The sequence below is a fragment of the Acinetobacter modestus genome (assembly GCF_014636095.1).
In the GTDB taxonomy this organism is placed as follows: Bacteria; Pseudomonadota; Gammaproteobacteria; order Pseudomonadales; family Moraxellaceae; genus Acinetobacter; species Acinetobacter modestus.
In genome coordinates this window covers 319,878-343,038 of record NZ_BMDV01000003.1, presented here as the reverse complement: position 1 = coordinate 343,038, position 23,161 = coordinate 319,878, and the positions used below count along the sequence as shown (strand labels likewise).

At 38.7% G+C, this 23,161-nt stretch carries 22 protein-coding genes; 12 read left to right on the top strand and 10 right to left on the bottom strand.

Annotation, left to right across the window (positions count from 1 at the left end; all coding sequences use genetic code 11):
- The first annotated feature begins 151 nt into the window (after positions 1-151).
- Positions 152-1,093, top strand: a complete 942-nt coding sequence (gene hemF, locus IEV17_RS09805; protein ID WP_004660289.1) for an oxygen-dependent coproporphyrinogen oxidase — start codon at positions 152-154, stop codon at positions 1,091-1,093.
- Positions 1,094-1,226: 133 nt separating this feature from the next.
- The gene (aroE, locus tag IEV17_RS09800) at positions 1,227-2,015 is read left to right on the top strand and encodes a shikimate dehydrogenase (RefSeq protein WP_004660287.1); all 789 of its coding nucleotides are present in this window, start codon (positions 1,227-1,229) and stop codon (positions 2,013-2,015) included.
- Positions 2,016-2,083: 68 nt separating this feature from the next.
- On the opposite strand, the gene IEV17_RS09795 is transcribed toward aroE, so the two are convergent.
- Positions 2,084-4,411 carry a hypothetical protein gene (locus tag IEV17_RS09795; RefSeq protein WP_004660285.1) on the bottom strand — a complete coding sequence of 776 codons (2,328 nt, stop codon included), beginning with the start codon at positions 4,409-4,411 and terminating at the stop codon, positions 2,084-2,086.
- A 239-nt stretch (positions 4,412-4,650) separates the two neighbouring features.
- Between IEV17_RS09795 and IEV17_RS09790 the strand changes: the two genes are divergently transcribed.
- A complete protein-coding gene (locus IEV17_RS09790) occupies positions 4,651-6,474 on the top strand; it encodes an acyl-CoA dehydrogenase C-terminal domain-containing protein (protein ID WP_004660284.1) in 1,824 nt (607 codons plus the stop codon).
- Positions 6,475-6,531: 57 nt separating this feature from the next.
- Here IEV17_RS09790 and IEV17_RS09785 read toward each other — a convergent pair whose 3' ends face one another.
- Positions 6,532-7,203 (bottom strand): hypothetical protein, encoded by a 672-nt coding sequence (locus tag IEV17_RS09785; RefSeq protein WP_004660283.1) that lies wholly within the window; start codon positions 7,201-7,203, stop codon positions 6,532-6,534.
- Positions 7,204-7,549: 346 nt separating this feature from the next.
- On the opposite strand from IEV17_RS09785, the gene IEV17_RS09780 reads away from it, so the two are divergent.
- Complete coding sequence (locus IEV17_RS09780; RefSeq protein WP_004660281.1) at positions 7,550-7,819, top strand: PspC domain-containing protein; 270 nt, start codon at positions 7,550-7,552, stop codon at positions 7,817-7,819.
- Positions 7,820-7,879: 60 nt separating this feature from the next.
- On the opposite strand, the gene IEV17_RS09775 is transcribed toward IEV17_RS09780, so the two are convergent.
- The 5 genes from IEV17_RS09775 to IEV17_RS09755 form a co-directional block, all read right to left on the bottom strand.
- Positions 7,880-8,992: an HPP family protein gene (locus IEV17_RS09775; protein WP_004660280.1), complete on the bottom strand. Its 1,113-nt coding sequence runs from the start codon at positions 8,990-8,992 to the stop codon at positions 7,880-7,882.
- A 111-nt stretch (positions 8,993-9,103) separates the two neighbouring features.
- Positions 9,104-9,520, bottom strand: coding sequence for a lysozyme inhibitor LprI family protein (locus IEV17_RS09770; protein WP_004660277.1), 417 nt, complete (start codon positions 9,518-9,520; stop codon positions 9,104-9,106).
- Positions 9,521-9,573: 53 nt separating this feature from the next.
- Complete coding sequence (locus tag IEV17_RS09765; protein WP_004660276.1) at positions 9,574-10,368, bottom strand: TIGR03915 family putative DNA repair protein; 795 nt, start codon at positions 10,366-10,368, stop codon at positions 9,574-9,576.
- A gap of 2 nt (positions 10,369-10,370) precedes the next feature.
- The gene (locus tag IEV17_RS09760; protein ID WP_004660273.1) at positions 10,371-11,633 is read right to left on the bottom strand and encodes a putative DNA modification/repair radical SAM protein; all 1,263 of its coding nucleotides are present in this window, start codon (positions 11,631-11,633) and stop codon (positions 10,371-10,373) included.
- A 109-nt stretch (positions 11,634-11,742) separates the two neighbouring features.
- Positions 11,743-12,555, bottom strand: a complete 813-nt coding sequence (locus tag IEV17_RS09755) for a DUF2971 domain-containing protein (RefSeq protein WP_004660271.1) — start codon at positions 12,553-12,555, stop codon at positions 11,743-11,745.
- Positions 12,556-12,691: 136 nt separating this feature from the next.
- Between IEV17_RS09755 and glyQ the strand changes: the two genes are divergently transcribed.
- The 3 genes from glyQ to IEV17_RS09740 all read left to right on the top strand — a co-directional run bounded on the left by glyQ (position 12,692) and on the right by IEV17_RS09740 (position 16,242).
- Positions 12,692-13,681 carry a glycine--tRNA ligase subunit alpha gene (glyQ, locus tag IEV17_RS09750; protein ID WP_004660270.1) on the top strand — a complete coding sequence of 330 codons (990 nt, stop codon included), beginning with the start codon at positions 12,692-12,694 and terminating at the stop codon, positions 13,679-13,681.
- Positions 13,681-15,750: a glycine--tRNA ligase subunit beta gene (gene glyS, locus IEV17_RS09745; protein ID WP_004660268.1), complete on the top strand. Its 2,070-nt coding sequence runs from the start codon at positions 13,681-13,683 to the stop codon at positions 15,748-15,750. Before glyQ ends, glyS begins: the two co-directional genes overlap by 1 nt.
- An 81-nt stretch (positions 15,751-15,831) precedes the next feature.
- Positions 15,832-16,242, top strand: a complete 411-nt coding sequence (locus IEV17_RS09740; protein ID WP_004660266.1) for a lipase chaperone — start codon at positions 15,832-15,834, stop codon at positions 16,240-16,242.
- 143 nt (positions 16,243-16,385) lie between these two features.
- Here IEV17_RS09740 and IEV17_RS09735 read toward each other — a convergent pair whose 3' ends face one another.
- Entirely contained in the window at positions 16,386-16,679 is a 294-nt protein-coding gene (locus IEV17_RS09735) for a YciI family protein (protein WP_004660265.1), read from the bottom strand.
- 176 nt (positions 16,680-16,855) lie between these two features.
- On the opposite strand from IEV17_RS09735, the gene IEV17_RS09730 reads away from it, so the two are divergent.
- Positions 16,856-17,278, top strand: coding sequence for a hypothetical protein (locus tag IEV17_RS09730; protein WP_004660264.1), 423 nt, complete (start codon positions 16,856-16,858; stop codon positions 17,276-17,278).
- A gap of 52 nt (positions 17,279-17,330) precedes the next feature.
- Here IEV17_RS09730 and IEV17_RS09725 read toward each other — a convergent pair whose 3' ends face one another.
- Positions 17,331-18,827 carry a flavin-containing monooxygenase gene (locus IEV17_RS09725; protein ID WP_004660263.1) on the bottom strand — a complete coding sequence of 499 codons (1,497 nt, stop codon included), beginning with the start codon at positions 18,825-18,827 and terminating at the stop codon, positions 17,331-17,333.
- A 240-nt stretch (positions 18,828-19,067) separates the two neighbouring features.
- On the opposite strand from IEV17_RS09725, the gene IEV17_RS09720 reads away from it, so the two are divergent.
- The 3 genes from IEV17_RS09720 to IEV17_RS09710 all read left to right on the top strand — a co-directional run bounded on the left by IEV17_RS09720 (position 19,068) and on the right by IEV17_RS09710 (position 20,911).
- Positions 19,068-19,520: a hypothetical protein gene (locus IEV17_RS09720; RefSeq protein WP_004660262.1), complete on the top strand. Its 453-nt coding sequence runs from the start codon at positions 19,068-19,070 to the stop codon at positions 19,518-19,520.
- Positions 19,521-19,619: 99 nt separating this feature from the next.
- Entirely contained in the window at positions 19,620-20,009 is a 390-nt protein-coding gene (locus IEV17_RS09715) for a tautomerase family protein (protein WP_004660261.1), read from the top strand.
- A gap of 314 nt (positions 20,010-20,323) precedes the next feature.
- Positions 20,324-20,911, top strand: coding sequence for a hypothetical protein (locus IEV17_RS09710; protein ID WP_004660256.1), 588 nt, complete (start codon positions 20,324-20,326; stop codon positions 20,909-20,911).
- A 58-nt stretch (positions 20,912-20,969) separates the two neighbouring features.
- Here IEV17_RS09710 and IEV17_RS09705 read toward each other — a convergent pair whose 3' ends face one another.
- Positions 20,970-22,244, bottom strand: coding sequence for a hypothetical protein (locus tag IEV17_RS09705; RefSeq protein WP_004660254.1), 1,275 nt, complete (start codon positions 22,242-22,244; stop codon positions 20,970-20,972).
- 121 nt (positions 22,245-22,365) lie between these two features.
- Between IEV17_RS09705 and IEV17_RS09700 the strand changes: the two genes are divergently transcribed.
- Entirely contained in the window at positions 22,366-23,145 is a 780-nt protein-coding gene (locus IEV17_RS09700) for a class I SAM-dependent methyltransferase (RefSeq protein WP_004660252.1), read from the top strand.
- Positions 23,146-23,161: the final 16 nt, after the last annotated feature.

Below are 23,161 nucleotides of genomic sequence, written 5' to 3'. Positions count from 1 at the left end.
CCCTTTTAGTCGGAATAATTATGGTTAGATCGATTAGATCCTTTAAGCTGTTCAAGTATCTAATTGCAGTTTGAATCACAAAATCAGCTTATTTTTTTTATGATTTCATGGTAAATATCCTTCCATCTTTTTTAATGATTAGAAGGTTGAAATGCAGCATCCAACTTCAGCTGATATTCAACGTGTTCGCGAGTTTTTACTCGACTTACAAGCACGTATTTGTGCAGGATTAGAACAACAGGAACGTGCAGGCGGTGGCACTGCTGAGTTTATCATTGATGATTGGCAACGAACTGAAGGTGGTGGCGGTCGCTCTCGTGTTCTGCAAAATGGTGACGTCATTGAAAAAGGCGGAGTGATGTTTTCCCACATTAACATCAGTAAACTTCCTGCTTCTGCAACTGAACGCCATCCTCAAATCGCAGGTGCAAAAGCACAAGCTTTGGGTGTTTCTTTAGTTATTCATCCTAAAAATCCCAATATCCCAACTTCACATGCAAATGTACGTTTATTTGTTGCTGAACCTGAGGGTCAAGACCCTGTTTGGTGGTTTGGCGGTGGCTTTGATCTCACACCTTTCTATCCAGATGATCAAGATATTCAAAACTGGCATCAAACCGCTTATGACTTATGCCAGCCGTTTGGTGAACATATTTATGCTGAACATAAACAATGGTGTGATGATTATTTCTACTTAAAACATCGTGATGAACAACGTGGTGTAGGTGGTTTATTCTTTGATGATTTGAACCAATGGGACTTCGAAACTTGCTTTAAATATATTCAAGCCGTTGGTAATGGTTATTTAGAAGCAATCTTGCCTATTTTTGAAAAGCATCGTGAACAGCCTTATACCGAAGCTCAACGTGAATTCCAATTGTATCGTCGTGGTCGCTATGTTGAATATAATTTAGTCTACGACCGAGGTACCTTGTTTGGCCTGCAAACGGGTGGTCGTATTGAGTCGATTTTAGTTAGCTTGCCTAATCTCGCGGGTTGGTCTTATCGCCCTGAATGGGATGCTGATTCAATAGAGAAACGTTTAACGGATTATTATCTAAAACCTAGAGATTGGTTGAGTTTAAATAAATAATTGACCGTAATTGTTCAAAGCACCTGAATTTAGGTGCTTTTTTTGTACCTAAAGATTATCGTATATTGTGTCCGCATAAGCATTCAAATATGTTTAATAGCCTCTGTCCTCTCTTTCAACTTTGGATAAAAGTATGACCAAACAATTTGCTGTCATTGGGAATCCGATTGAACAATCTCGATCACCAGAACTCCATCATGCATTTGCAGCAAAAACGGGGGTCAATTTAGACTATAAAAAAATTCTTGCGCCCTTAGATGGTTTTGAAAGTACAACAAAAGATTTTTTTGCTCATGATGGCATTGGAATGAATGTAACTGTGCCGTTTAAAGAGCAGGCATTTGCTTTATGTGATCAACTTACTGAACGTGCCAAAATTGCCAAAGCTGTGAACACCTTATGGATGCAAGATGGCAAACTGTTTGGAGATAATACCGATGGTCAGGGTTTAGTTGCCGCCATTCAAGCCTTAGGTTGGGATCTTAAAAATAGTCGCATTTTAATCTTAGGTGCTGGTGGTGCAACACGTGGTGTCATTTATCCTTTAGTAGAAGCAGGCGCAAAACAGATTGTCATTGCCAATCGTACACTTGCTCGAGCTGAACAATTGGTCTCAGATTTAAAAGATGCCGTGCCGCAGGCGCAACTCTCAGCGCTCAGCTTGGAACAACTTGTTGGTGAATTTGATTTTGTCATCAATGCCACTTCTGCCAGCTTAACTGGTGATACTTTACAACTCCCTGAATGCTTGGTTTTTCACCATGCTTATGAAATGGCTTATGGCAAACCTTCGAGCTTTTTGGATCAAGCCCAAGAGCGCCAAGTTCCATCAGCAGATGGTTTTGGTATGTTGGTGGGTCAAGCGATTGAAGCCTTCTCTATTTGGAATGGGGTCAAACCTGAATTAAAAGATTTCTTATGACCCATCTATAAATATTAATTAGCAAAAAAGAACCTACATTGCGCAGGTTCTTTTCAAGTAATCGCCAATTATTTTGCCGTTAGCATTTTCAAATACACTTCTTTAAAGATTTCATAATCAATAAATTCATTGTGCTCAATCTTTAATGTCTTAATGCTCTTTTCAGACAACTGATTTTTACGAGCATCGACATATACTTGCCCTAAAATCGCTGCGGTTTGTGCCAATAATGGTTTTTCCTCACTTGAAACTCCATTATCACGCTCAAATTGAACTTGATACTGTTGAGCAAATAGCTGCTGTGGCTGTTTATATTGAGCTTGTAGCTTTTTCCAAGCTTGACGATCTTTATCACCATGCATCGCATCATTTACAATACGATTAACAGCTTGCCCTAGCTTGTCATCAAACTGATCATCTTGCTCAAGATGATGTTTCTTCTGTAATGCTTCAATGCTCTTCAACGCCTTACCTTGTGGGTTATAGATGTCATCTGTGGCATACCAATAGGCATAAACAGCCGCGATTTCCTGCAATTCCTGACTTGTATAACGTTGTGCAATTTCTGCTTTATTTTCTATCAGCTTGGCAATAAATACCGCTTTAAATGTTTGCTCATAACTGTGTGTTGCATCATATCGCTGTTCTGCAATGACTTTGAGTTGATCTTCTAAAGATAACGTATAAGGTTCAGCTGAACGCTCTTGAATGCCTGTCTGTCCCAATTTCTCAGAGAAACTACCGATTGCTTGTTCCAACATTGAGCCTTTACTTGCTTCAGCCCATGTTTTCGCTCGTTTCAATTGAGCCTGATCAATTGGCGTTGCTTGGCCATAATTGGAAATCAACATATCTGCTTTAAGATTAAAACGAGACTTCAGTTCAGGGAGTGCATAATTCAAATCATAATCAATTTTAACTGCTCGCCCTTGCGCATCTAAACCAATATCCATGGTAAATGGATTACGTTTGTCTTGAGGAGGCAACGTTTCTTCAATCTCAGCCTGATGCTTGATCCATAGCGCTTTAAATGCCTGATCATCAATAAATTGATTTTGATCATATACAGCAAATTCTTTTTCTACGCTTTGTAATTTTTCAACATAAGATAGAAAACCTGATTCGGCTTTTTTCGTATTAAAAACATCAATATCGTAAATACTTTCACAATACTGTGCATCTCCATAAGCAGCCTGTTTAGCATTCTGAAGCGCTGTACATTGGGCCTCTGTTAAACCTTGCTCATCTTCTGAGGAAGAAGCTGCATCTACGGCAGCATCAGCTGATTCTGAATCATCAGCGACTATCCCAGCTTCTTTGGCAGCATCCATCGCTTGCTGCGCTGCATCGGATACCTTTGGATCAGCTTCACCTTCAACACCAAAGTGCTGATTCACTAAACGATATAATTGCTGACTGACGACACTTGCATCATCTGCGGAATCTTTACTCGCTAATATGGATGCCGCTGCATCAGGCTTGGTTTTGCTTGCAGCATTGGTTTCATCAGCAATCAGCTTTTCTAAATTTTGTCCTTTAATATTTAAAATGCTTTGCATTAAATATTTTTCATTTACTTTGCTGTACAAATTCGCTTGTAAAATTAATTCTTCAATCGATGTTTTTAAGCGAATTTTTTCGACTACACCCAAATTTCGATCAGCAGCGGAGACAGACAATGCTTGAATGTTATTTTGATCAGCCAAACGGTAATAAACAGCACTTGAAGCTTTCACATACTCTGCAAATTTTTTGTAATCCACTTGCTTAAACATTGCCTGATATTTTGAAAAATCCAAATAAGCTAAATTATTTTGATTTTCTTTGTTCACCAAATACGGCATCAAAGCAAAGTAATTGATATAAAACTTATAATTATTTAAATCTAGAACCATCGGCACTTTTGCTTGAACTAACAAGGTTGGTTTTTCATAACGTGCTGTCAGATTAAACGAACCCATTTTCTGACGATAGTGGACTGAGCCATCATATTCAAATTGCATATCATTCAATATATTGGTCATGATCTGAGCAAATTTATCAGCTTTAGAACCACCAGAACTTTTGGGCTGTTGTGCCAAGGCATTATAGAGTGCCTGCTTCTGTTTGCTGTTTAAATTAACCTTTTGCTCTTGTAAATATTGATCCACTTTTTGTTTGAGTGCTGCATCTAAAGTTGCCTTTTCTGACGAGGTGTTTGATTTATTTTGATCTAGGTCGACATGAACTTTAAATTTGCCACGATAATCGTAACTCGGATATTCATACATTGCATTAAGACTATTAATTGCCTTTTGCTCTAAATTCTGAGAACCTGAATTGGTTTTAATGACATGCTGCGAACATGCAGAAAGACTAAGACCTAACAAGCATAATGTTAAATATTTTAAACGCATAGCTTTACCAAACACCCTTATATCGTTATATTTTCAACTATAAAATAGATCATTTTTCACATATAATATATACGAAGACTCTAACAGAAAAATGATTTTCTTACTCACAACTCATTTCGAAAATTAGCTTTTCTGACAATTTTTTCCCTAGAGTTTATCAATGTATTTTTATCACTATTATGAATAATCAAAGTATCGAAACAGATAATCCAAAATGATTCAAATACAGGATTAAGATTATGCCAGCTTATAAAGCCCCTCTCCGCGATATTCGTTTCTTAATGAACGAAATGTTAGATTATCCAGCACATTACCAAACTTTGACAAGTGGTCAAAATGCGGATGCTGAAACTGTTGATATGATTCTTGAAGGTGCGGCAGATTACTGCGAAAACGTACTTTCTCCACTGAACCAATCTGGTGATGAAGAAGGTTGTACTTTCAATAATGGCGAAGTAACAACGCCTAAAGGTTTTAAAGATGCTTACGACCAGTTCGTAATGGGCGGTTGGCAAGGTCTTTCTTACCCAGAAGAGTTTGGTGGTCAAGGCTTACCAATGTCTTTGAACCTCATCAAATCTGAAATGATGGGTACTGCGAACTGGTCATTTACAATGTACCCAGGTTTAAGTACTGGTTGTATGAATACCATCATGCAGTTCGGTACTGATGAGCAAAAAAATACCTATATGCCTAAATTGGTTGAAGGTACTTGGTCAGGCACAATGTGCTTAACTGAACCTCAATGTGGTACAGACTTAGGTCAAGTTAAAACTAAAGCTGAACCTGCTGCTGACGGTACTTATAAAATCTCTGGTACTAAAATCTTCATCTCTGCGGGTGAGCATGATTTAACAGAAAATATCATTCATATCGTACTTGCGCGTCTTCCAGATGCACCTGCTGGTACTCGTGGTATTTCTTTATTTATCGTACCTAAATTCATCCCAACTGCTGATGGCGGTGTAGGTGAGCGTAACACGGTTTCTTGTGGTTCGATCGAACACAAAATGGGTATCCGTGCTTCAGCAACTGCTGTATTGAACTTTGACAATGCAACAGGTTACCTCATCGGTGAAGTAAACAAAGGTTTACATGCCATGTTTACGTTCATGAACACTGCACGTATTGGTACAGCGGTTCAAGGTATTGCACATGCTGAACTTTCTTTCCAAGGTGCATTACCTTATGCGAAAGATCGTATGTCTATGCGTGCCCTTTCTGGTAAGAAAGAGCCTGAGCGTGTAGCTGATGCGATTATTCATCATGCTGACGTTCGTCGTATGTTGTTAACTCAAAAAGCGGTTGCAGAAGGCGGTCGCGCAATGATCTATCATGCTGCTAAACTTGCAGACAAAATGACAGATGCATTAGTCAATGGCGATCAAGCTGCTTATGAAGCTGCTGATGACAAACTAGGTTTCTATACCCCGATTTTGAAAGGTTTCTTGACTGAATTAGGTCTAGAAGCTGCGAACCATGGTATGCAAGTATACGGTGGTCATGGTTTTATCAAAGAATGGGGCATGGAACAAATCGCACGTGATGCACGTATCTCAACATTATATGAAGGTACAACGGGTATCCAAGCACTCGACTTATTAGGTCGTAAAGTTCTTTTAAGCTCAAAAGGTAAAGTCGTTCGTGACTATACTGCTGAAATCTTGAAATTCTGTGCTACGCATGCGCGTAACAAGTATTTACGTCGTTTCGCTTGGGACTTAACGAAGCTTTGCGCTCAATGGAACACATTGACTGTTCGCATCATGCTTGCAGCTCGTAAAGACCGTGACATCGTATCTTCTGCTTCTGCTGATTTCTTGATGTTCTCTGGTTATGTGATGATGGCTTATTTCTGGGCTCAACAAGCAGTGATTGCTTCTGAGAAACTAGAAGCTGGTAACGGCATTGAAACTCCAGAATTCTATAAAGCAAAAATCAAAGTTGCAGATTTCTACTTTGACCGTTTATTGCCACGTGCACAAGGTCACGCAGAATCAATGGTAACGACTTCACGTACTTTGACTTCACTTGCTCCAGAACACTTCAGCTTCGATTACTAATTCAATCGGAACTGATCAATAAAAAGAGCGCTTAAAGCGCTCTTTTTTATGAAAGCTTTATTTCACTTTTTTAAACACATAAGCTTTTTTGGGGAAAGGATATTCTTTAAAAAAAACACGATTCTGCCCGTGATCACCATTCCAGATTTGCTCAAGATCCATAACCAAATCATGATTTTGATTAATTTGATAATACAAATTTACATTGGCGGCATCACAACGGACAATAATTTCATTTCCTGCCTCATGAACATGCCATTGCACCTGCTTACAAGTTTGCTCTATTTTGGTCATATTGCGCGATGGATCTGAACCCAAACGTCCGAAACTGGTATTGGTCCAATAGACTGAACCATCTTCTAATAAATTTAAGATATATTCCGCTTCTTTTTCATCTTTGACACAACCAGCAAATGCATCAGTACAAGGAATACGCGCATGATAGCGCCCAACATATTGCATATCTTGTTGAGTCGGTTGCGTCATATGTTTAGAAGCAACATGAGGAACTGTTGCTTGTCCAGCAACCTCAGTCAGTGACATTCCTTCACTTGCACTTGTTCGTGCTTGCTCAGCATCTAACATGACAGGAATAGAACTTTCATCAGTAGTTGGCTGTGCTTGGTTTGATGTTTTCATTGAATCCGGATGATAGCTATCACAAGCACTCAACCCCAAACTCAATAAAAATCCTACACTAACATGCTGTAAGAAGAACCTGAACTGCATATTCACAAATCTCTAATATCAACATCGTTGTCACACTTTTTTCAAAAAACACCCCATGGTTCTGCAAAATATAGGAAGCATTTGAATATTCGTCTATTCCCCAAATGGGTAATTATGGCGGACGTAACTTGATGAAATAGCAAATTAACAAAGCAGTATGCTTTAAGTCGGTGCATTTTAGGCGATACTGTCGTTTTTTCCATCAGCCTTTTACACACCGTAACGATTCTCCCATCTGTTTAAACTTTAAAAAAACCAGTTCATCCCTATCTCATTATTAACAGCGATTTATCATGAATGAAGCCTCATTCTGTTGCTGTATCAAATATTTTAGGAGAAAAATTAAATGGCCAATTCTGGTTTATATCGCTCAAACCGACAAAGCATGATCGCTGGTGTAATGGGCGGTATTGCGGAACGTTTTGGTTGGAATGCAAATTTATTACGCTTGATCTTTGTAGTGATTTCACTCATGAGCGCAGCTTTCCCTGGTATTTTGGTTTACCTGATTTTGTGGTTAGTGATTCCAAAACAACAGCAAAGTCGCGTTGATTATGTACAAGGCTATAATCAGCCCGTAAAAACCGTTTATGAAGACCAAAGCATAAAGCGTTAATTTCTTTACCTCTTTTGGTCGCTACGGTTGAATTTCCCCCTAATACAACCGTAGCTTTTTTTATTCTGATTGAAGCTTTTGACGACTGAGTTGTTGTTGAAGCGCAGCGATCATATCCGCACGACTAATAATGCCAATCAAACGTTGATTTTCCACGACAGGAATATAATTAAAAGATTTCTCTACAAAATAAGGAATGAGATCTTGAATTGGTTGTAGCGGATCAACCGTTACCACGCGATGACTCATAATTTGATGTACATAGTGTTGCCATGAATTTCTTGGATCTGTTGCACCTTTAAACCACTCCACAACCTCATACAAAGCAAGTGTCCCTACCAAATTATGATCTGAATTTACCACAGGCAAACTCATTAAATTTACCGCTTTGAATTTATCTAAGGCTTGGTGAATATCATCATCTTCATGTAGCTTAATCACATCACGACTCATAATATCTTGGCAAACAAATGAGTGATTCAAACGTTCATTGGCGTGCTCTTGTGCCTCTAAAATGATCTTTTCCAAATCATACTGACTAATATCTAATAATTCTGTGTGGTGTGCCAAAGCATACTTAATATCTTTAGGTTGGATCGAAACTTTCTGAGTTGGCGTAGGGTCTTTGGAACGCTCATTGACATGCGCTGTAATCGGATAATGACGCCCAATCAAACGATTGAAAAAGACAGCAATCAACAAAAGTAAAATTGAGTTGAGTAATACGGGATATAAAATAAAGTGGAATCCCAAACGATGTACAGCATCACCGCCTAATACTGCGGTGATTGCAACTGCGCCGCTTGGAGGATGCAATGAATCAGTTGTCATCATCATAAAAATGGCTAACCCAACTGCGACACTAAAAGCAGAGGTTAAATCAGGTAATAACTGTGTACATGTCACACCAATTAAACCTGCCAATATGTTGCCAACCACAACATTCCACGGTTGCGCTAAAGGACTATTCGGAACTGCAAAAAGCAGTACAGAAGAGGCGCCCATCGGGGCGATATACCATGCATTCATACCACCCAATACATACCAACTAATTAAAGAGGATATTGCTAAGCCACAAAACGCACCAAATCCTGAAAGTAGACGTTCTTTCAAAGGTAATACTTTGTAATTCGGTTTTAAGAAATTTAGCCAGTCTGATTGGGTTAAGCTCACAATGCACCTTGCTGGAATAGTGTTGTTTCATTGGTCGCAGCAGTATACGCTGACTCAGACTGAAGATGTATTTAAATTACAGTTTTAAATAATAACGAAAACTGATCAAGGTCAATTTAAATACTCTTTCAATTGCTCCAATCGCTCTGCATATTTTTGCATGGGGCAAAACTCATACATCGACGAACCGATATAAGCACCAGCATTACGACACTCTTGATCGACAAAATTTTTCCAGAGCTGTTGTGATTTCATCATGTCCTGATAGCGTTCAGGCTGCTTGTATTCCTGACTCTGTTTTTTTATTTGATCCAATAACTGCACAATTTGCTTTGCATATAAAGTTTTGGTTCTGGTGCTACAGATCTCCACCACAGCATTATTGATATTCCCCAGTTTTAGCTGTTGAATGGTGTCATCGACACATTGGCTATAAGAATCTATCGCTTTATCTTGCGTTTTGGCAAATACCAAAGTACTCAAACAAGCCATAATCAGTACTGCTGTTTTTAAAACTAATTTAGTCATGAATGTGCCCTTTTGTTATGTTGGTATTTTTAAAATAATAATCAAAAAATGCCTTAAACATATTTTTCATTCAGATAACGCCAATAGCGTTTAGGTAAATATTGCACATGCAATTTCACATTCTGACGTTCTTTAATGTTGATACTATTGAAATAATCTTTCCAAAGTTGATCATATAATTCTTCTTGTTCATCTAATTCTAATTGGAAATTTTGACTGGCTCCATTTGCAATATTACGGTCAATCTGATGAGCATCTAAAGAGACCTCATGAATCTCGTGTAAGTCATAATACAATCCATATTTACGTTGTTCGTCATAAATCAACCAACGTTGATCTTGATAACGACGCTTAAAATGCGGCTGTATCAAAGGCAGCACATTAAAATCAGGACGAACCAAACTTAAAAACAATCCATCTGTGGTTTTCTTAAACCGCACAAATGCTTCCATACGATGCTTTTCGCGTCCCACCTTTTTCGTCCATTGCGAAATTGCTAAAACACTGGGATGCGAATAATTCTTCTCAACTGAATGTTGATGTTGAAAGACATAGATACAGTAATTAAATAAATGCTGATAGGCATCCAAGGATTCAGATAAATAGGCAAAATAAAATTGTCTCATAGATGAATGAGACAATTTCTGCTGTAAGGCTGACCAAACACGTGCTGCATGTTGCTCATGATTTGGAATTTCAACCACCGTGGCAAATAAGCCATGCTGAGCACCTTGATTTAAATACAATTGCACGTGGAATTCTTTAAATTGAAAAGCACGAAATACACAGTTGAGTAAACCGACCATAGAGCCATCAAAGTAGTAATAAACCACCGCATCACTAAGCATGTTTAGAATCCCAAACTCAGCTGCGGTGACAGTTGTTTAACGTATTTGGATGAACCCTGCGTTAATATTTGCTGACGAATATCAGTCGTAGAAAGTTCTTTTTGAAACCGTGGACTATCTTCACAACGAATAAAAAACTTGGCACGTGAATACGCCACACCGAGTTGTTTCAGTAAATCAGTATGGATTTTACCAAAACGACGCGCTTGCACGATTTTCTTGGCAGACTTCACCCCAATGCCCGGTACGCGCAAAATCATTTGATAATCCGCACGATTTAAATCCACTGGAAATTGTTCAGGATGACGCAATGCCCAACTCAGTTTCGGGTCTACATCCAAATCTAAATGTGGATGTTTTTCATTGACGATTTCATTGACTTCAAAACCATAAAAACGCATCAACCAATCACTTTGATACAGTCGATTTTCGCGTAACAAAGGTGGTGCTGAACCGACTGCTGGTAAATAATTATTTTCCGTGTTAATTGGAATATAACCTGAGAAATAGACTCGCTTTAATTTAAACTCTTTGTAATGCCGATCTGCCATAAACAGCACATCTTGATCAGTTTCTTGATGTGCGCCAACCACCATCTGTGTGGTCTGCCCTGCGGGGACATATTTCGGTACATGCTTGATAAGCTGACGTTCATCTTTAAGCTGAATCAAGCGATCACGAACCAGTCCCAAATCTTTTTGTACTTCTTGATGTGATTTTTCAGGGGCAAAGGCTTTTAAACCGACCTCAGTTGGCATTTCCAGATTAATACTCATTCGATCGGCATACAGACCTGCTTCATGAATCAATTCAGGGGAAGCACCCGGAATGGTTTTAAGATGAATATAGCCATTAAAGTTTTCTTCTAAACGCAGTTTTTTCACCACTTGCAGCATGCGCTCCATGGTATGGTCGGCTGACTTAAAAATACCTGAGCTCAGAAACAGCCCTTCGATATAATTACGGCGATAGAAATTAATGGTCAGGTCAACCACTTCCTGTACCGTAAATGCCGCTCGTTTCACATCATTGGAACGGCGCGACACACAATAGGCACAATCAAAAATACAAACATTGCTGAACAAGACTTTCAACAAAGAAACACAGCGTCCATCTTCGGTATAGCTATGACAAATCCCTGCCCGACTCGCGTCACCAAGACCTTTATCTTTATTTTTACGGTCACTGCCACTGGATGAACAGGACACATCATATTTGGCAGCGTCCGCTAAAATTTGTAGCTTTTCACGAATGCGATCAGACATTTCAAACGACCCAAGGAGAACAGAGAATATCGTTTAAAAATTAACATTTCAAAGTTGTGAAATTAAGAGCATGTGGGATGCAATACGTCATGAGATGACGTCTAAATATTCAAAATCTTCTTTCAAAATTGTACCACGGCGCACAATTGCGCCATTTCAATTGTGTATATTCAACCCCTCGGCTTTTTGTCATTTCAACTATTTTAGAAATATGTTCTTCCGAGCAATTAGCTCCGAATACAATACCTTTCAATGAATTTAGATAGTTAAATAATGGCTCTCTACCAACATCTCCTCCCATTAAAACCCAACGGTATTCTTGCTCTTGTTCCCAATCTAATAACTTTTCAAAAAAAAGCCTATCTTTATAGGTTTCTGAATGACATAAAGCGTACTCTTTCATATCTGAATTGAGACTTTCCAAAAAATCTACATTTATTATGTATGCAGAGTCTCTTTCTCCAATAAATCTATCAATATAATTAATATTCTGAGCAAAATAACTAAACTTAGAAAACTCGTTATGAAATGCCTGACCCAGTAGATCATTATCAAAAACCAAACAAACCCCTGTATGATTAGCAGCATATTGAGCCCACATTCTTGAGCGTCCATATCCTCTGTTCAATAAATCATTTAAATGGTTACCAGTTAAAACTTTATCTTTAGAAAAACATATGACATATGTTGAAGATTTAATTTCTCTATTTAGCTCATCAGATAGCGTCCATAAGTTATAAGCACTAAGATCCGAATTATGATTTGTTCCAATTTCAAATAACCAATTTTTAGACTCTTTAGGATCATTGGTCTTTTGATAGGAGCTAACCTTAAGCGTGTTACCTTGTAAAATATAATCAATTGCTGTATCAGCTCGTGTGTAATGATATAAATATTTTTTAGAGTCCCTATTAAAAATCATCTAGTTATCCAATTTTTTCAAATTCCAACTTCATTGACGCAATATAACATGCATTAACCACTTTCTTCCCTTTGCCACTCCTCCCCAAAATCCTTATACTTAACCACAATTTTTGTTTGATTCCAGTGGATGCACCATGAGTCGTGCTATATCGCATATTGATACATTTCAGGGCTTAATTCTTGCCCTACAAAACTATTGGGCGGAGCAAGGCTGCGTCGTATTACAACCATATGATATGGAAATGGGCGCAGGTACTTTCCACACTGCAACCTTCTTACGTGCATTAGGTCCAGAAACTTGGAACGCGGCTTATGTTCAACCATCACGCCGTCCAAAAGATGGTCGTTATGGTGAGAACCCGAACCGCTTACAACACTATTATCAGTTCCAAGTGGTACTCAAACCAAATCCAGACAATATCCAACAGCTTTATCTTGATTCATTAAAAGCGATCGGCATCGATACACTGACTCACGATATTCGCTTCGTAGAAGACAACTGGGAATCTCCAACACTGGGCGCTTGGGGCTTAGGTTGGGAAGTTTGGCTCAATGGTATGGAAGTGACTCAGTTCACTTACTTCCAGCAAGTCGGTGGTGTTGAATGCTACCCTGTTACTGGTGAAATCACATACGGTTTAGAACGTCTTGCAATGTACCTTCAAGGTGTAGACTCAGTTTACGATCTTGTTTGGACCAAAGGTCAGTTCGGTACAGTGACTTACGGTGATGTATTCCATCAAAACGAAGTTGAGCAATCAACCTATAACTTCGAATATGCACCAGTCGATAAAATGTTTGAATTATTCGACTTCTATGAAGCCGAAGCGTCTCGTTTAATCGAAGCTGAACTACCACTCCCAGCTTACGAGCAAGTCATCAAAGCGTCGCATTGCTTTAACTTGTTGGATGCACGTGGTGCGATTTCAGTAACTGAACGTCAACGTTATATTTTACGTGTCCGTACTTTGGCGCGTTCAATTGCACAAAGTTATGTGGCTGCCCGCGCGAAACTTGGTTTCCCTATGGCAGAACCACATTTGCGTGATGAAGTATTGGCCCAACTTAAAGCACAAGTTGAAGCAGAAGCAGCCCAAGCTGAAAAAGCGAAGGAGAATAAATAATGACTCAACATACAGTTTTATTCGAACTTGGCTGTGAAGAACTTCCACCAAAAAGCTTAAAAACTTTGCGTGATGCTTTAAAAGCTGAAACAGAAAAAGGCTTAAAAGATGCGGGCTTAAATTTTGCTGCGATCGAAGCCTATGCCGCACCACGTCGTTTAGCATTAAAAATTGTTGATATCGATGCTGCTCAAGCAGACACACAAAAACGTTTTGATGGCCCTGCTGTACAAGCGGCTTATGATGCTGAAGGTAATGCAACTAAGGCACTTGAAGGCTTTATGCGCGGTCAAGGCATTACGGTTGACCAACTTTCAACTTTCCAAGCAGGTAAAGTTGAAAAAGTGTGCTTCCTAAAAGATGTCAAAGGTCAAAGTCTTGATGCTTTACTTCCACAAATTTTACAGACTGCATTGGATAACTTGCCAATCGCAAAACGTATGCGTTCAGCAGCAAGCCGTACTGAATTCGTGCGTCCTGTGAAATGGGTGGTATTGCTGAAAGATGATCAAGTAGTTGAAGCAACCATTCAAGATCATAAAGCAGGTAATGTGACTTATGGTCATCGTTTCCATGCACCTGAAGCCGTGACTTTGGCGCATGCAAATGACTATTTGGCAACTTTAGAACAAGCCTATGTGGTTGCGAACTTCGAAAAGCGTCAAGCAACCATTCAAGAACAAGTGAAAAAATTAGCTGATGAAGTCAATGCCACTGCGATTGTGCCAGCAGATTTGCTTGATGAAGTAACGAGCCTCGTTGAATGGCCAGTTGCTTTACGTGCGACCTTTGAAGAGCGCTATTTAGCTGTTCCTCAAGAAGCGTTGATTACCACGATGCAGGACAATCAAAAGTATTTCTGCTTAATCAACGCCGAAGGTAAATTACAGCCTTACTTCATTACCATTTCAAATATTGAGTCGAAAGATCCGATTCAAATTATTGAAGGCAATGAAAAAGTTGTACGCCCTCGTTTGTCTGATGCGGAATTCTTCTTCTTACAAGATCAAAAGCAACCGCTTGCATCTCGTAAAGAAAAATTAGCCAACATGGTATTCCAAGCACAATTGGGTACGCTGTGGGATAAATCAGAACGTATTGCGAAATTAGCTGTAGCATTATCTCCAATTACGGGTGCCAATGTTGCTGATGCTGAGAAAGCTGCGTTACTTGCGAAATGTGACTTAACTTCTGAACTCGTGGGTGAATTCCCAGAACTTCAAGGGATTGCAGGCACGTATTATGCACGTCTTGAAGGTGAGAATCATGAAGTTGCCGAAGCTTTAGGTGAGCAATACTTACCTAAATTTGCTGGTGATGTCTTACCACAAACCAAGACAGGTACAACGATTGCACTTGCAGATCGTTTAGATACGCTTGTTGGTATTTTTGGTATTGGTCAAGCGCCAACAGGTTCTAAAGACCCATTTGCATTACGTCGTTCTGCAATCGGTATCTTACGTTTAATCATCGAAAATGAACTCGATGTGACGATTGAAGAATTGGTGAACTTTGCCTTACAAGGTTATGGCGATGTTGTTAAGGATCATGACAAGACACGTACGGATGCAGTGGCTTTCCTTGAAGGTCGTTACCGTGCTAAATATGAAGACCAAGGCGTAGCGGTTGATGTGATTCAAGCCGTTCAAGCACTTGCTCCAAAATCTCCTCTTGATTTTGATAAGCGTGTCACTGCGGTAAATCATTTCCGTACATTGCCAGAAGCTGCTGCATTAGCTGCGGCTAATAAGCGTGTTGCTAATATTCTTGCCAAAGAAGCAACGCCTGAAGGAAGCGTCGTTGAAGCGAATCTAGTTGAAGCTGCTGAAAAAGCGCTTTATGCAGAACTTCAAACATTGACACCAGTAGTTCAGCCTTTACTAGCTGCACGTAACTATACGGAAGCGTTGTCTAAGCTTGCTGCGCTTCGTGCACCGATTGATGCCTTCTTTGAAGGTGTGATGGTCATGGCAGATGATGCTGAATTGAAAGCAAACCGTTTACGTTTATTGGCTCAGTTGCGTGATTTATTCACGGCAATTGCGGATGTGAGTGTATTGCAAGGTTAAGCCTATATTTATTTGAACCCTTTAAAAAACCTGCTAGTAATAGCGGGTTTTTATTTGAGAATCTAAGAAGACTATAACTACATGAAGAAATACGCTTTATTATTCTTGATTCTTTTAGTTATTGGGCAAAGTGCTTGTTCTTTAAATCCTAGTTCTAAAGCTCAGCCAGAGATAGAAAATCATCAAAATGTACAAGATCCTATCACTATTGGAATGGCTCGAAGTGAATTTATTACCAAAGTGATTACACCAAGCTCAAGTAAATTAATCGGGAATCAACGGATTGATACTTTTATATTCTATAAAAGAGAGAACAACGCTAAGATGTATGGGCTAGCTTTATATAATGGTCTGATGGCAAGCTATATCAAGTTTGAGCCATTAATCGATGTATTATCGATCCCAGAATCAGCCACTAAAAGTGACAAAACAATTATTCAAGTGATCTATGACTCATCGGATCGCGTGGAAAAAGTTGTAAGAATCCAATAAATCGCTTTGCGCAATCTTATGCACCCACAATTATCGCATTCATTAAAGATGCCATCGTGATAACGAATATCAGTGTATGCAGGGTTAAGCTCTAAGCACATCTTAAATAAAGGGATCTTTAATAGATCTCTTTATTTTTTACTTTAATTCATTGACACAAGTGCTTTAATCTCATCCAAACACTTTGAAGGCTCAAACAATAAGAAATCATAATCTGCAATCTGCTGAATATAAAATGGGTCATTTTTCATTATTTCTTTAGCTTCTTGTATAGATGAACCTAATATTAAAATTACACCGCCCACTCTATTCTCACGACGTCCAGATGCTAAAAACTTCTTTTGCTCGTAGTTATCCTGTAAAAAGCGAACATGCTCATTTAGAAAAGAATCAACCTCGTTCAATGGTTTTTTATACGTTAAAGTTACAACAATCATTTTTTCAGCTAAGCCACGATTAATTATTTCTTTCTATGATACTATTTAGGAGCATCAAATCTCATTATTTATACATAACATAACTGTATCAATTTCATATCACTTCCACTCTTTTCTTGAACTTGACGATAAGCTATAAAACTTGAATTGCAACGTTATTGCCAAAAGGATAAAAGATGTTGAAAAAAGTACCTGCACTATATTTAGCGACTGCACTGATCGCATCGTCTTCTCTCTGGGCAGCAGAAACAAATACAACTACGGCGAATGCAAACACTGCAACAGCTGAAAAAACACTTCCTTATGGTGACAACCCTAGCCTCGGTCGTGTATTGCTGTATAAAACAGGCAAAGGACTACAAAACTTAGGTGGCTCAATTCAAGGTGCATCTGAAAATACATCACAAAAAATCAGTGAAAAATGGCAAGACACCAAGAAATATACTGAAGAACAGTCTGAAATCGTTCAAGACCAAACTGAAAAAGCTAAACAATACACTGCTAAAAAATGGCAAGACACCAAAGATGCTGTAGTGGGTACAAATGATGGACATGTTCCCATTGAACGAGCTGAACTTAGTCAGCCATCATCGAACTAAATAAAAAAACCTCTAATCAAAAGTTAGAGGTTTTTTTATTAATGATAGAGATTTAAGCTGTTTCAGTTTCGAGCTTAACCTGATGATCAATCAGATATTCATTTAAATTAAAACGGCTGAGTTGCTGACGCATCTTAAACGTCGTCCACGGCCAGACCGTACTATTGCGCCCATTTCGATCAATAAAATAACTCTGACAACCACCCTTGTTCCAGACAGTGGTTTGCAAAGCTTTTTGTACGCGTTGATTAAAATCAGCCATACGCACAGGATCGGGTTCTATAGTTTTGATATTGTTTTGAATCGCTTGTTTTAACGCATCTATAATATAAGTGAGCTGTGCTTCAATAATGATGAAAGCTGAGGAACTCACCGCAATATTCGGTCCAAACATCAAAAAGCCATTCGGGCAATCTGCCACCATGGTTCCCATATAACCTTCTGGACTGCCCTGCCATACATCAGACATGCTTTGTCCATAACGGTTATAGACACGCTGTGCAATTGGCGGTTCAGCCACTTCAAAACCCGTACCAAGAATGATCACATCAGCCTCAAAGGTTGAGCCATCACTGGCAATCAACTGCTTGCCTTTGACTTCACTCAATGCCCCTGCAACAACATTGACATTATCTTGAGCTAAGGCTGAATACCATTCATTAGATTGCAAAATGCGTTTACAGCCGATCACATAATTTGGCGTCACTTTAGCGCGTAACTCAGGGTCTTTGATGCCCTGTTTAATATGAAATTCAGCAATACGCTGTACTTGTCGCATCGCAGCATTACTTTGTAAACCACCATTTAAGGTTTCAAAGATGCCATAGACTGAACCACGCATCACTAACTGAGTGACAGGGACATATTTAAATAAAGTTTGAATGGCACTTGGCAGTGACATATCAGATTTTGGTAATACCCAATGCGGTGTACGTTGAAATACAGTGAGTTGTTTTACCAACGGCTGGATCTGCGGCACAAACTGAATTGCTGAAGCACCTGTACCAATGACTGCAACACGTTTACCTGTTAAATCCACATCATGTCGCCAATGAGATGAATGGAAAATCTCACCTTCAAAATCTTTGAGACCTTTTACATTCGGAATCACAGGTTCATGCATTGGTCCACATGCCATAATCGCAAATTGTGAATGTAATTCACCTTGATTGGTTTTAATAATCCAGCACTGTTTTGCATCAGACCAACTTGCTGATAGCGCTTCATGTTGGAAATGCACATGCGGTAAAACTTGGTATTTTTGTGCTGTATTTTGCAGATATTGTTTGATTTCAGCTTGCCCTGCAAATACACGACTCCATGCAGGATTGGGTTCAAAAGAATACGAATATAGTGCAGATGGAACATCACAAGCACAGCCCGGATAGGTATTTTCACGCCATACCCCGCCTAACTCATCGGCTTTTTCCAACAAAATAAAATCTTGGATACCTGCTTGTTTTAATTTAATGGCTGCGCCTAGACCAGCAAAACCACCACCAATCACAATCACTCGATAAAATGGCACAGTCTTCGATTTCGTACCCATAACCACGTATTTCCTTATTTTAATTCCGTGAACAACATCGCATAAACAACTGAGAGGGTCATTATCAAGATAGGCCTTTTATTAGGTCATTTTTGACACAAATTGTTAAAGTGGTCTGCTGAAGATTTTAGGCGAAAGATTTAGCTAAACTTTACAGTGTTGTCTCAAAACACAGATTGAACTTCTTCATATTTCTCTACACACTAAATGGCATAAATTCATAGGATTGGAATTTTGCAAATGATGCACCGCTCATTCAAAATGATGGTACTACCATTACTCAGCTTAATCAGTTTCACTGCGTGTTCTTATTTACCGACAGCATCAACCTCTCCCATACAACAGTTAGAACAAATCCAAAATATTGAAGCTCTTCCCAATACCAAAACCAATTTGGCAACATTGAGCCGCTCTAACAATGGTTGTCTGATCCAATTTACAGGCTATTTTGATGGTGGTGAAAGTACAGAAACTTGGCATTTCAAAGCAAATCAACTCAGTCGTGCTGTTTCTGAAACCTATCAATATGATTTAAAGGGTGCGATTGATGTGGCGACACAAAAGCATAAACTGGATCAGAAAACACGGACTGTCACTGTTTTCGATATTCATAGCGATGAAACAAAACATAATTTTGAGAAGCTCAAAAGCCATTTCAGTCAAACAGCTTTAGCTCAATGTCATTCAATATAACGATATAGGGGAAATAAAAATTTCCCTCTCTGCTTAATATGTTGTTGTAGAATTATCAACTGGAACAAAGCAAGAAATAAATAAAAAGAGCAATTTACCATGCCATTATCAAAAATCGAGGTGTGTTATTCACATGCCCCTGAAACCGTTCAAGCGCTGATGCATGCTGTTATACAAGCACAACGGGAAGTTTTACAAATCCCTGAGCATGATCGACAAATTCGTTATATTGAGCATCGCCCTGAACACTTTTGGATACCACCGAACAAATCTGAAAAATATACTTTAATTGAAATTTGCATGTTTTACGGCCGCAGCCTTGAAACGAAAAAAAAGCTCTATCAAACCTTAGTTAAAAATTTAACTGAGCTAGGTATTCCTAAAGATGACATTTTTATTTTGCTTCAAGAACAAGCCTTAGAGAACTGGGGAATTCGCGGAGGGATTCCTGCTTCAGAAGTTGATCTAGGTTTTAAAGTAGAGATTTAAAATAACGTTTGAAGCAGCGTAAATTTGATCATTCAATTTTCTTTATTCAGATCAATATGAAAGTTGATAAAATATGCTTTTCACCTTTTCTTTCAATTATATTGAGATGAGTTATTTGAATAACATAACTTTTTTACTTTATTTTTCATTTAATTATAAAAATTTAAATCTCCACAATTTCTAGCTACAGTGTTTTTAAGCTGTAATGTGCTTGTAAAGTTTTGCTGAAATCCATCGCTTTCTTTCTTTTGCTCGCTATGATGCATTTGCGTTGATGAAGTACCCCAATACGGTACACCGCTAAGGAAATCGCAATGAAAAAAATGATCAAAACAGCTATCGTCACAACAACTCTACTTGCTTCTGCATCTATTTTTGCGCAAAACGTTGGTGTAAATGCCAATGGTTCTGCACAAGTGAATGTCGAATCAGGTGGCTTGATCAAAGGCGTTACTGGTGCAGTTAAAAATACAGCACAAGGCGTTGGTCATGCAGCTCAACATGTCGGTCATGCTGCTGTAGATACAGGTATAAATGCCACTCAAAAAACGGTTGATGTCGCAACCAATGTGAGTTCACAAGTTATTAATAAAACAGGTGAGGCTGTCAAAAATACGCGTGATTACACCGTAGACAAAGCAAATGATGGTAAGAGATTTACTGCTGACCAAAAGGCCAACATCAAAAAACGAATTGAAGAAAAGCAAACTAAATCTAAAGCATTAAATTTAAATGCGGAAACGAATTTAAATACACAACTGAATGCTAAAACTTCATCTGTAAATGCAAAAACAGGCTTAAATGCAGATCGAAAAAATCTACAAACAGGTGCCAATGTTGGTGTGAAAGTATTAGGTGTAAATGCGAACGTAAATACCAATGCAAAAGTGGGTACAAACTAATTTTCTAACCCATCGTCAAAAGCCCTTTGCTTAAGCAAAGGGCTTTTGATTATGTGATTTAATCTATCAATTGTAGTTTGGTCTGCTCATCCGCATGATCTTCAATAAAATGTCCCTGCCCATGATCATCACAACTCAAGGTTAAGTTTTTATAACTGAGTTGATAAAATTCAGGATAACGTTTAAAAATCAATAAAGACTGATCCAAAGCCAAAGCTTCACCGACTTTAACTAACTTATGAATCCCACGATCATTCATCGTCAAAACATAAGATTCTGCATTTAACTCAAGTTCAACAACGGCATTCGCACTGGCTTTCAATGGCAGCAGATATTGTTGATTCGCCTTAATTGCTTCAGCGTTATAAGCTTCTAGCTTTAAGCTGACTAAATTAAAAACTAACAATGTATTTTGAATCGTGCAAATGGTTGGCACTGAGCTGTCCATCTGTTGCATAAAATGCGGATGAATACCTAACTTCCGTAAATTTTGCTCAGTACCCTGTTGTAGATTAAATAATTGTTGAACCAATTTTTGCTTAAGAACAGCATCAAAATAACGCTCATCTAATTCAAAATCGTTATTTTGTAAGATTCGCAATAAAGCCTGATGATGCCTGGTTAATAACGCATCCAATACATGCCGATAGTAGAACTTACTTTGCTTTTTAACCTCTCGAACACGCTTATAAAAATAAGTAATCTCAAAAGGTTGCTCAACAAAATCATTGAGTAATTGTGAACTTGCCAAAACCGAGAGTGCTTCATGTCCTGTAAAAGGCAAATGAATCACATGCATCTTTGGTAATAAGGGCTGTATTTTTAAGAAATGTTCTTTATCTTCTGCATAGTATGGATCATAGACAATAATGTATTCACGAGATGAATCCACTTCATCCGCCTGAATCTGCATATTTTGATGAATAGATGCGTCAAAAAATTCTGCATAACGGCGATCATGAACCACGTCAGGGTCTATCGAATATTGTGGTACAAAAGCAACGATTTTATGCATATTCAATAAATTAGAATATTTAATCGCAGCATAGCCTCCCATTGATCCACCGTAACCCACAATCTGCTCAAACTGTTCTAAGATCGGATGAATCTGTCGCTGCATCTCAAGCATGCTGCTTTTAGGAAACCAAGATTTTTGCTTCGGCATAATACCGATGACATTGTATTGATATTTTATGAGTGATTTTTCAGCATTAATTGACATTCCTTTGGCACGACTAATTAAATCGCCAAACGAAACCACCAAAGTGTCACTTGAACCTTTTAAAAAAATAACGCGAATATGTTCATCTTCAAATATTATTTGCTTATCCATGCTCACACTGAAAAATTAATCCTAGGCTTGTCGCAAAAAGCCATCAAATGATGTCTTTGCCAAACCCTATTTGCGGAGTATCTTATTTTATAGAGATAAGACAGATTAAAAAGCGCAAAAAATGACACAATCTTTACATCCTTCCGCTCAAAAAGGCTTTAGTTTAGGGGCTGAACTGTATCAGCAAGTTCGTCCCAGTTACCCACCAGAAATCCTCGTTTGGCTGCAAGATCAGCTCAAAGTCGGTGAAAATTCCACTGTTATTGACCTCGGTTCAGGGACTGGCAAATTCTTACCTTTCCTGCTTCAGACACAGGCAAAAGTAATTGCCGTTGAACCTGTGACAGCGATGCGAGAACAACTGCAGCAAAGCTATAGCACAGTCGAATGTCTACAGACTTCAAGCGATCAACTTCTGGTGAAGGATGAATCCATTAACGCCATTATTTGTGCCCAATCTTTCCACTGGTTCTCAAATATCGAAACGCTCAAGGAAATGTATCGGGTATTAATTCCTGCGGGGCATCTTGGGCTAGTTTGGAATCAACGTGATATTACTGTTGACTGGGTCAAAGCGTTGGCCGATGAAATCGCCCCATTTGAAGCAGATACACCACGTTATCATAGTGAGAAATGGAAACAGGTTTTTGAGCAACAACAGCTCTTTCAATTCAACGGTCTTCAGACCTTTCAACTTCAACATACAGGTACGGTAGAACAAGTGGTGAGCAAACGATTACTTTCCACGAGTTTTATTGCAGCAATGCCAGAACATCAACAACAGCAATTAAAAGCAAGATTTGAACAAATTGTATTTGATTTTACAGGGCGAACTGCTCAAGATCAGATTGATTTTCCTTATACAACCTTTGCCTACCATTTCCAAAAAATAGCAAAGTAACAATAAATCAGGTGTT

Excerpts from the sequence above, each read along its gene's own strand:
- hemF (WP_004660289.1), top strand. The coding sequence starts at position 152 with ATGCAGCATCCAACTTCAGCTGATATTCAACGTGTTCGCGAGTTTTTA.
- aroE (WP_004660287.1), top strand. The coding sequence starts at position 1,227 with ATGACCAAACAATTTGCTGTCATTGGGAATCCGATTGAACAATCTCGA.
- IEV17_RS09795 (WP_004660285.1), bottom strand. The coding sequence starts at position 4,411 with ATGCGTTTAAAATATTTAACATTATGCTTGTTAGGTCTTAGTCTTTCT.
- IEV17_RS09790 (WP_004660284.1), top strand. The coding sequence starts at position 4,651 with ATGCCAGCTTATAAAGCCCCTCTCCGCGATATTCGTTTCTTAATGAAC.
- IEV17_RS09785 (WP_004660283.1), bottom strand. The coding sequence starts at position 7,203 with ATGCAGTTCAGGTTCTTCTTACAGCATGTTAGTGTAGGATTTTTATTG.
- IEV17_RS09780 (WP_004660281.1), top strand. The coding sequence starts at position 7,550 with ATGGCCAATTCTGGTTTATATCGCTCAAACCGACAAAGCATGATCGCT.
- IEV17_RS09770 (WP_004660277.1), bottom strand. The coding sequence starts at position 9,520 with ATGACTAAATTAGTTTTAAAAACAGCAGTACTGATTATGGCTTGTTTG.
- IEV17_RS09765 (WP_004660276.1), bottom strand. The coding sequence starts at position 10,368 with ATGCTTAGTGATGCGGTGGTTTATTACTACTTTGATGGCTCTATGGTC.
- IEV17_RS09760 (WP_004660273.1), bottom strand. The coding sequence starts at position 11,633 with ATGTCTGATCGCATTCGTGAAAAGCTACAAATTTTAGCGGACGCTGCC.
- IEV17_RS09755 (WP_004660271.1), bottom strand. The coding sequence starts at position 12,555 with ATGATTTTTAATAGGGACTCTAAAAAATATTTATATCATTACACACGA.
- glyQ (WP_004660270.1), top strand. The coding sequence starts at position 12,692 with ATGAGTCGTGCTATATCGCATATTGATACATTTCAGGGCTTAATTCTT.
- glyS (WP_004660268.1), top strand. The coding sequence starts at position 13,681 with ATGACTCAACATACAGTTTTATTCGAACTTGGCTGTGAAGAACTTCCA.
- IEV17_RS09740 (WP_004660266.1), top strand. The coding sequence starts at position 15,832 with ATGAAGAAATACGCTTTATTATTCTTGATTCTTTTAGTTATTGGGCAA.
- IEV17_RS09735 (WP_004660265.1), bottom strand. The coding sequence starts at position 16,679 with ATGATTGTTGTAACTTTAACGTATAAAAAACCATTGAACGAGGTTGAT.
- IEV17_RS09730 (WP_004660264.1), top strand. The coding sequence starts at position 16,856 with ATGTTGAAAAAAGTACCTGCACTATATTTAGCGACTGCACTGATCGCA.
- IEV17_RS09725 (WP_004660263.1), bottom strand. The coding sequence starts at position 18,827 with ATGGGTACGAAATCGAAGACTGTGCCATTTTATCGAGTGATTGTGATT.
- IEV17_RS09720 (WP_004660262.1), top strand. The coding sequence starts at position 19,068 with ATGATGCACCGCTCATTCAAAATGATGGTACTACCATTACTCAGCTTA.
- IEV17_RS09715 (WP_004660261.1), top strand. The coding sequence starts at position 19,620 with ATGCCATTATCAAAAATCGAGGTGTGTTATTCACATGCCCCTGAAACC.
- IEV17_RS09710 (WP_004660256.1), top strand. The coding sequence starts at position 20,324 with ATGAAAAAAATGATCAAAACAGCTATCGTCACAACAACTCTACTTGCT.
- IEV17_RS09705 (WP_004660254.1), bottom strand. The coding sequence starts at position 22,244 with ATGGATAAGCAAATAATATTTGAAGATGAACATATTCGCGTTATTTTT.
- IEV17_RS09700 (WP_004660252.1), top strand. The coding sequence starts at position 22,366 with ATGACACAATCTTTACATCCTTCCGCTCAAAAAGGCTTTAGTTTAGGG.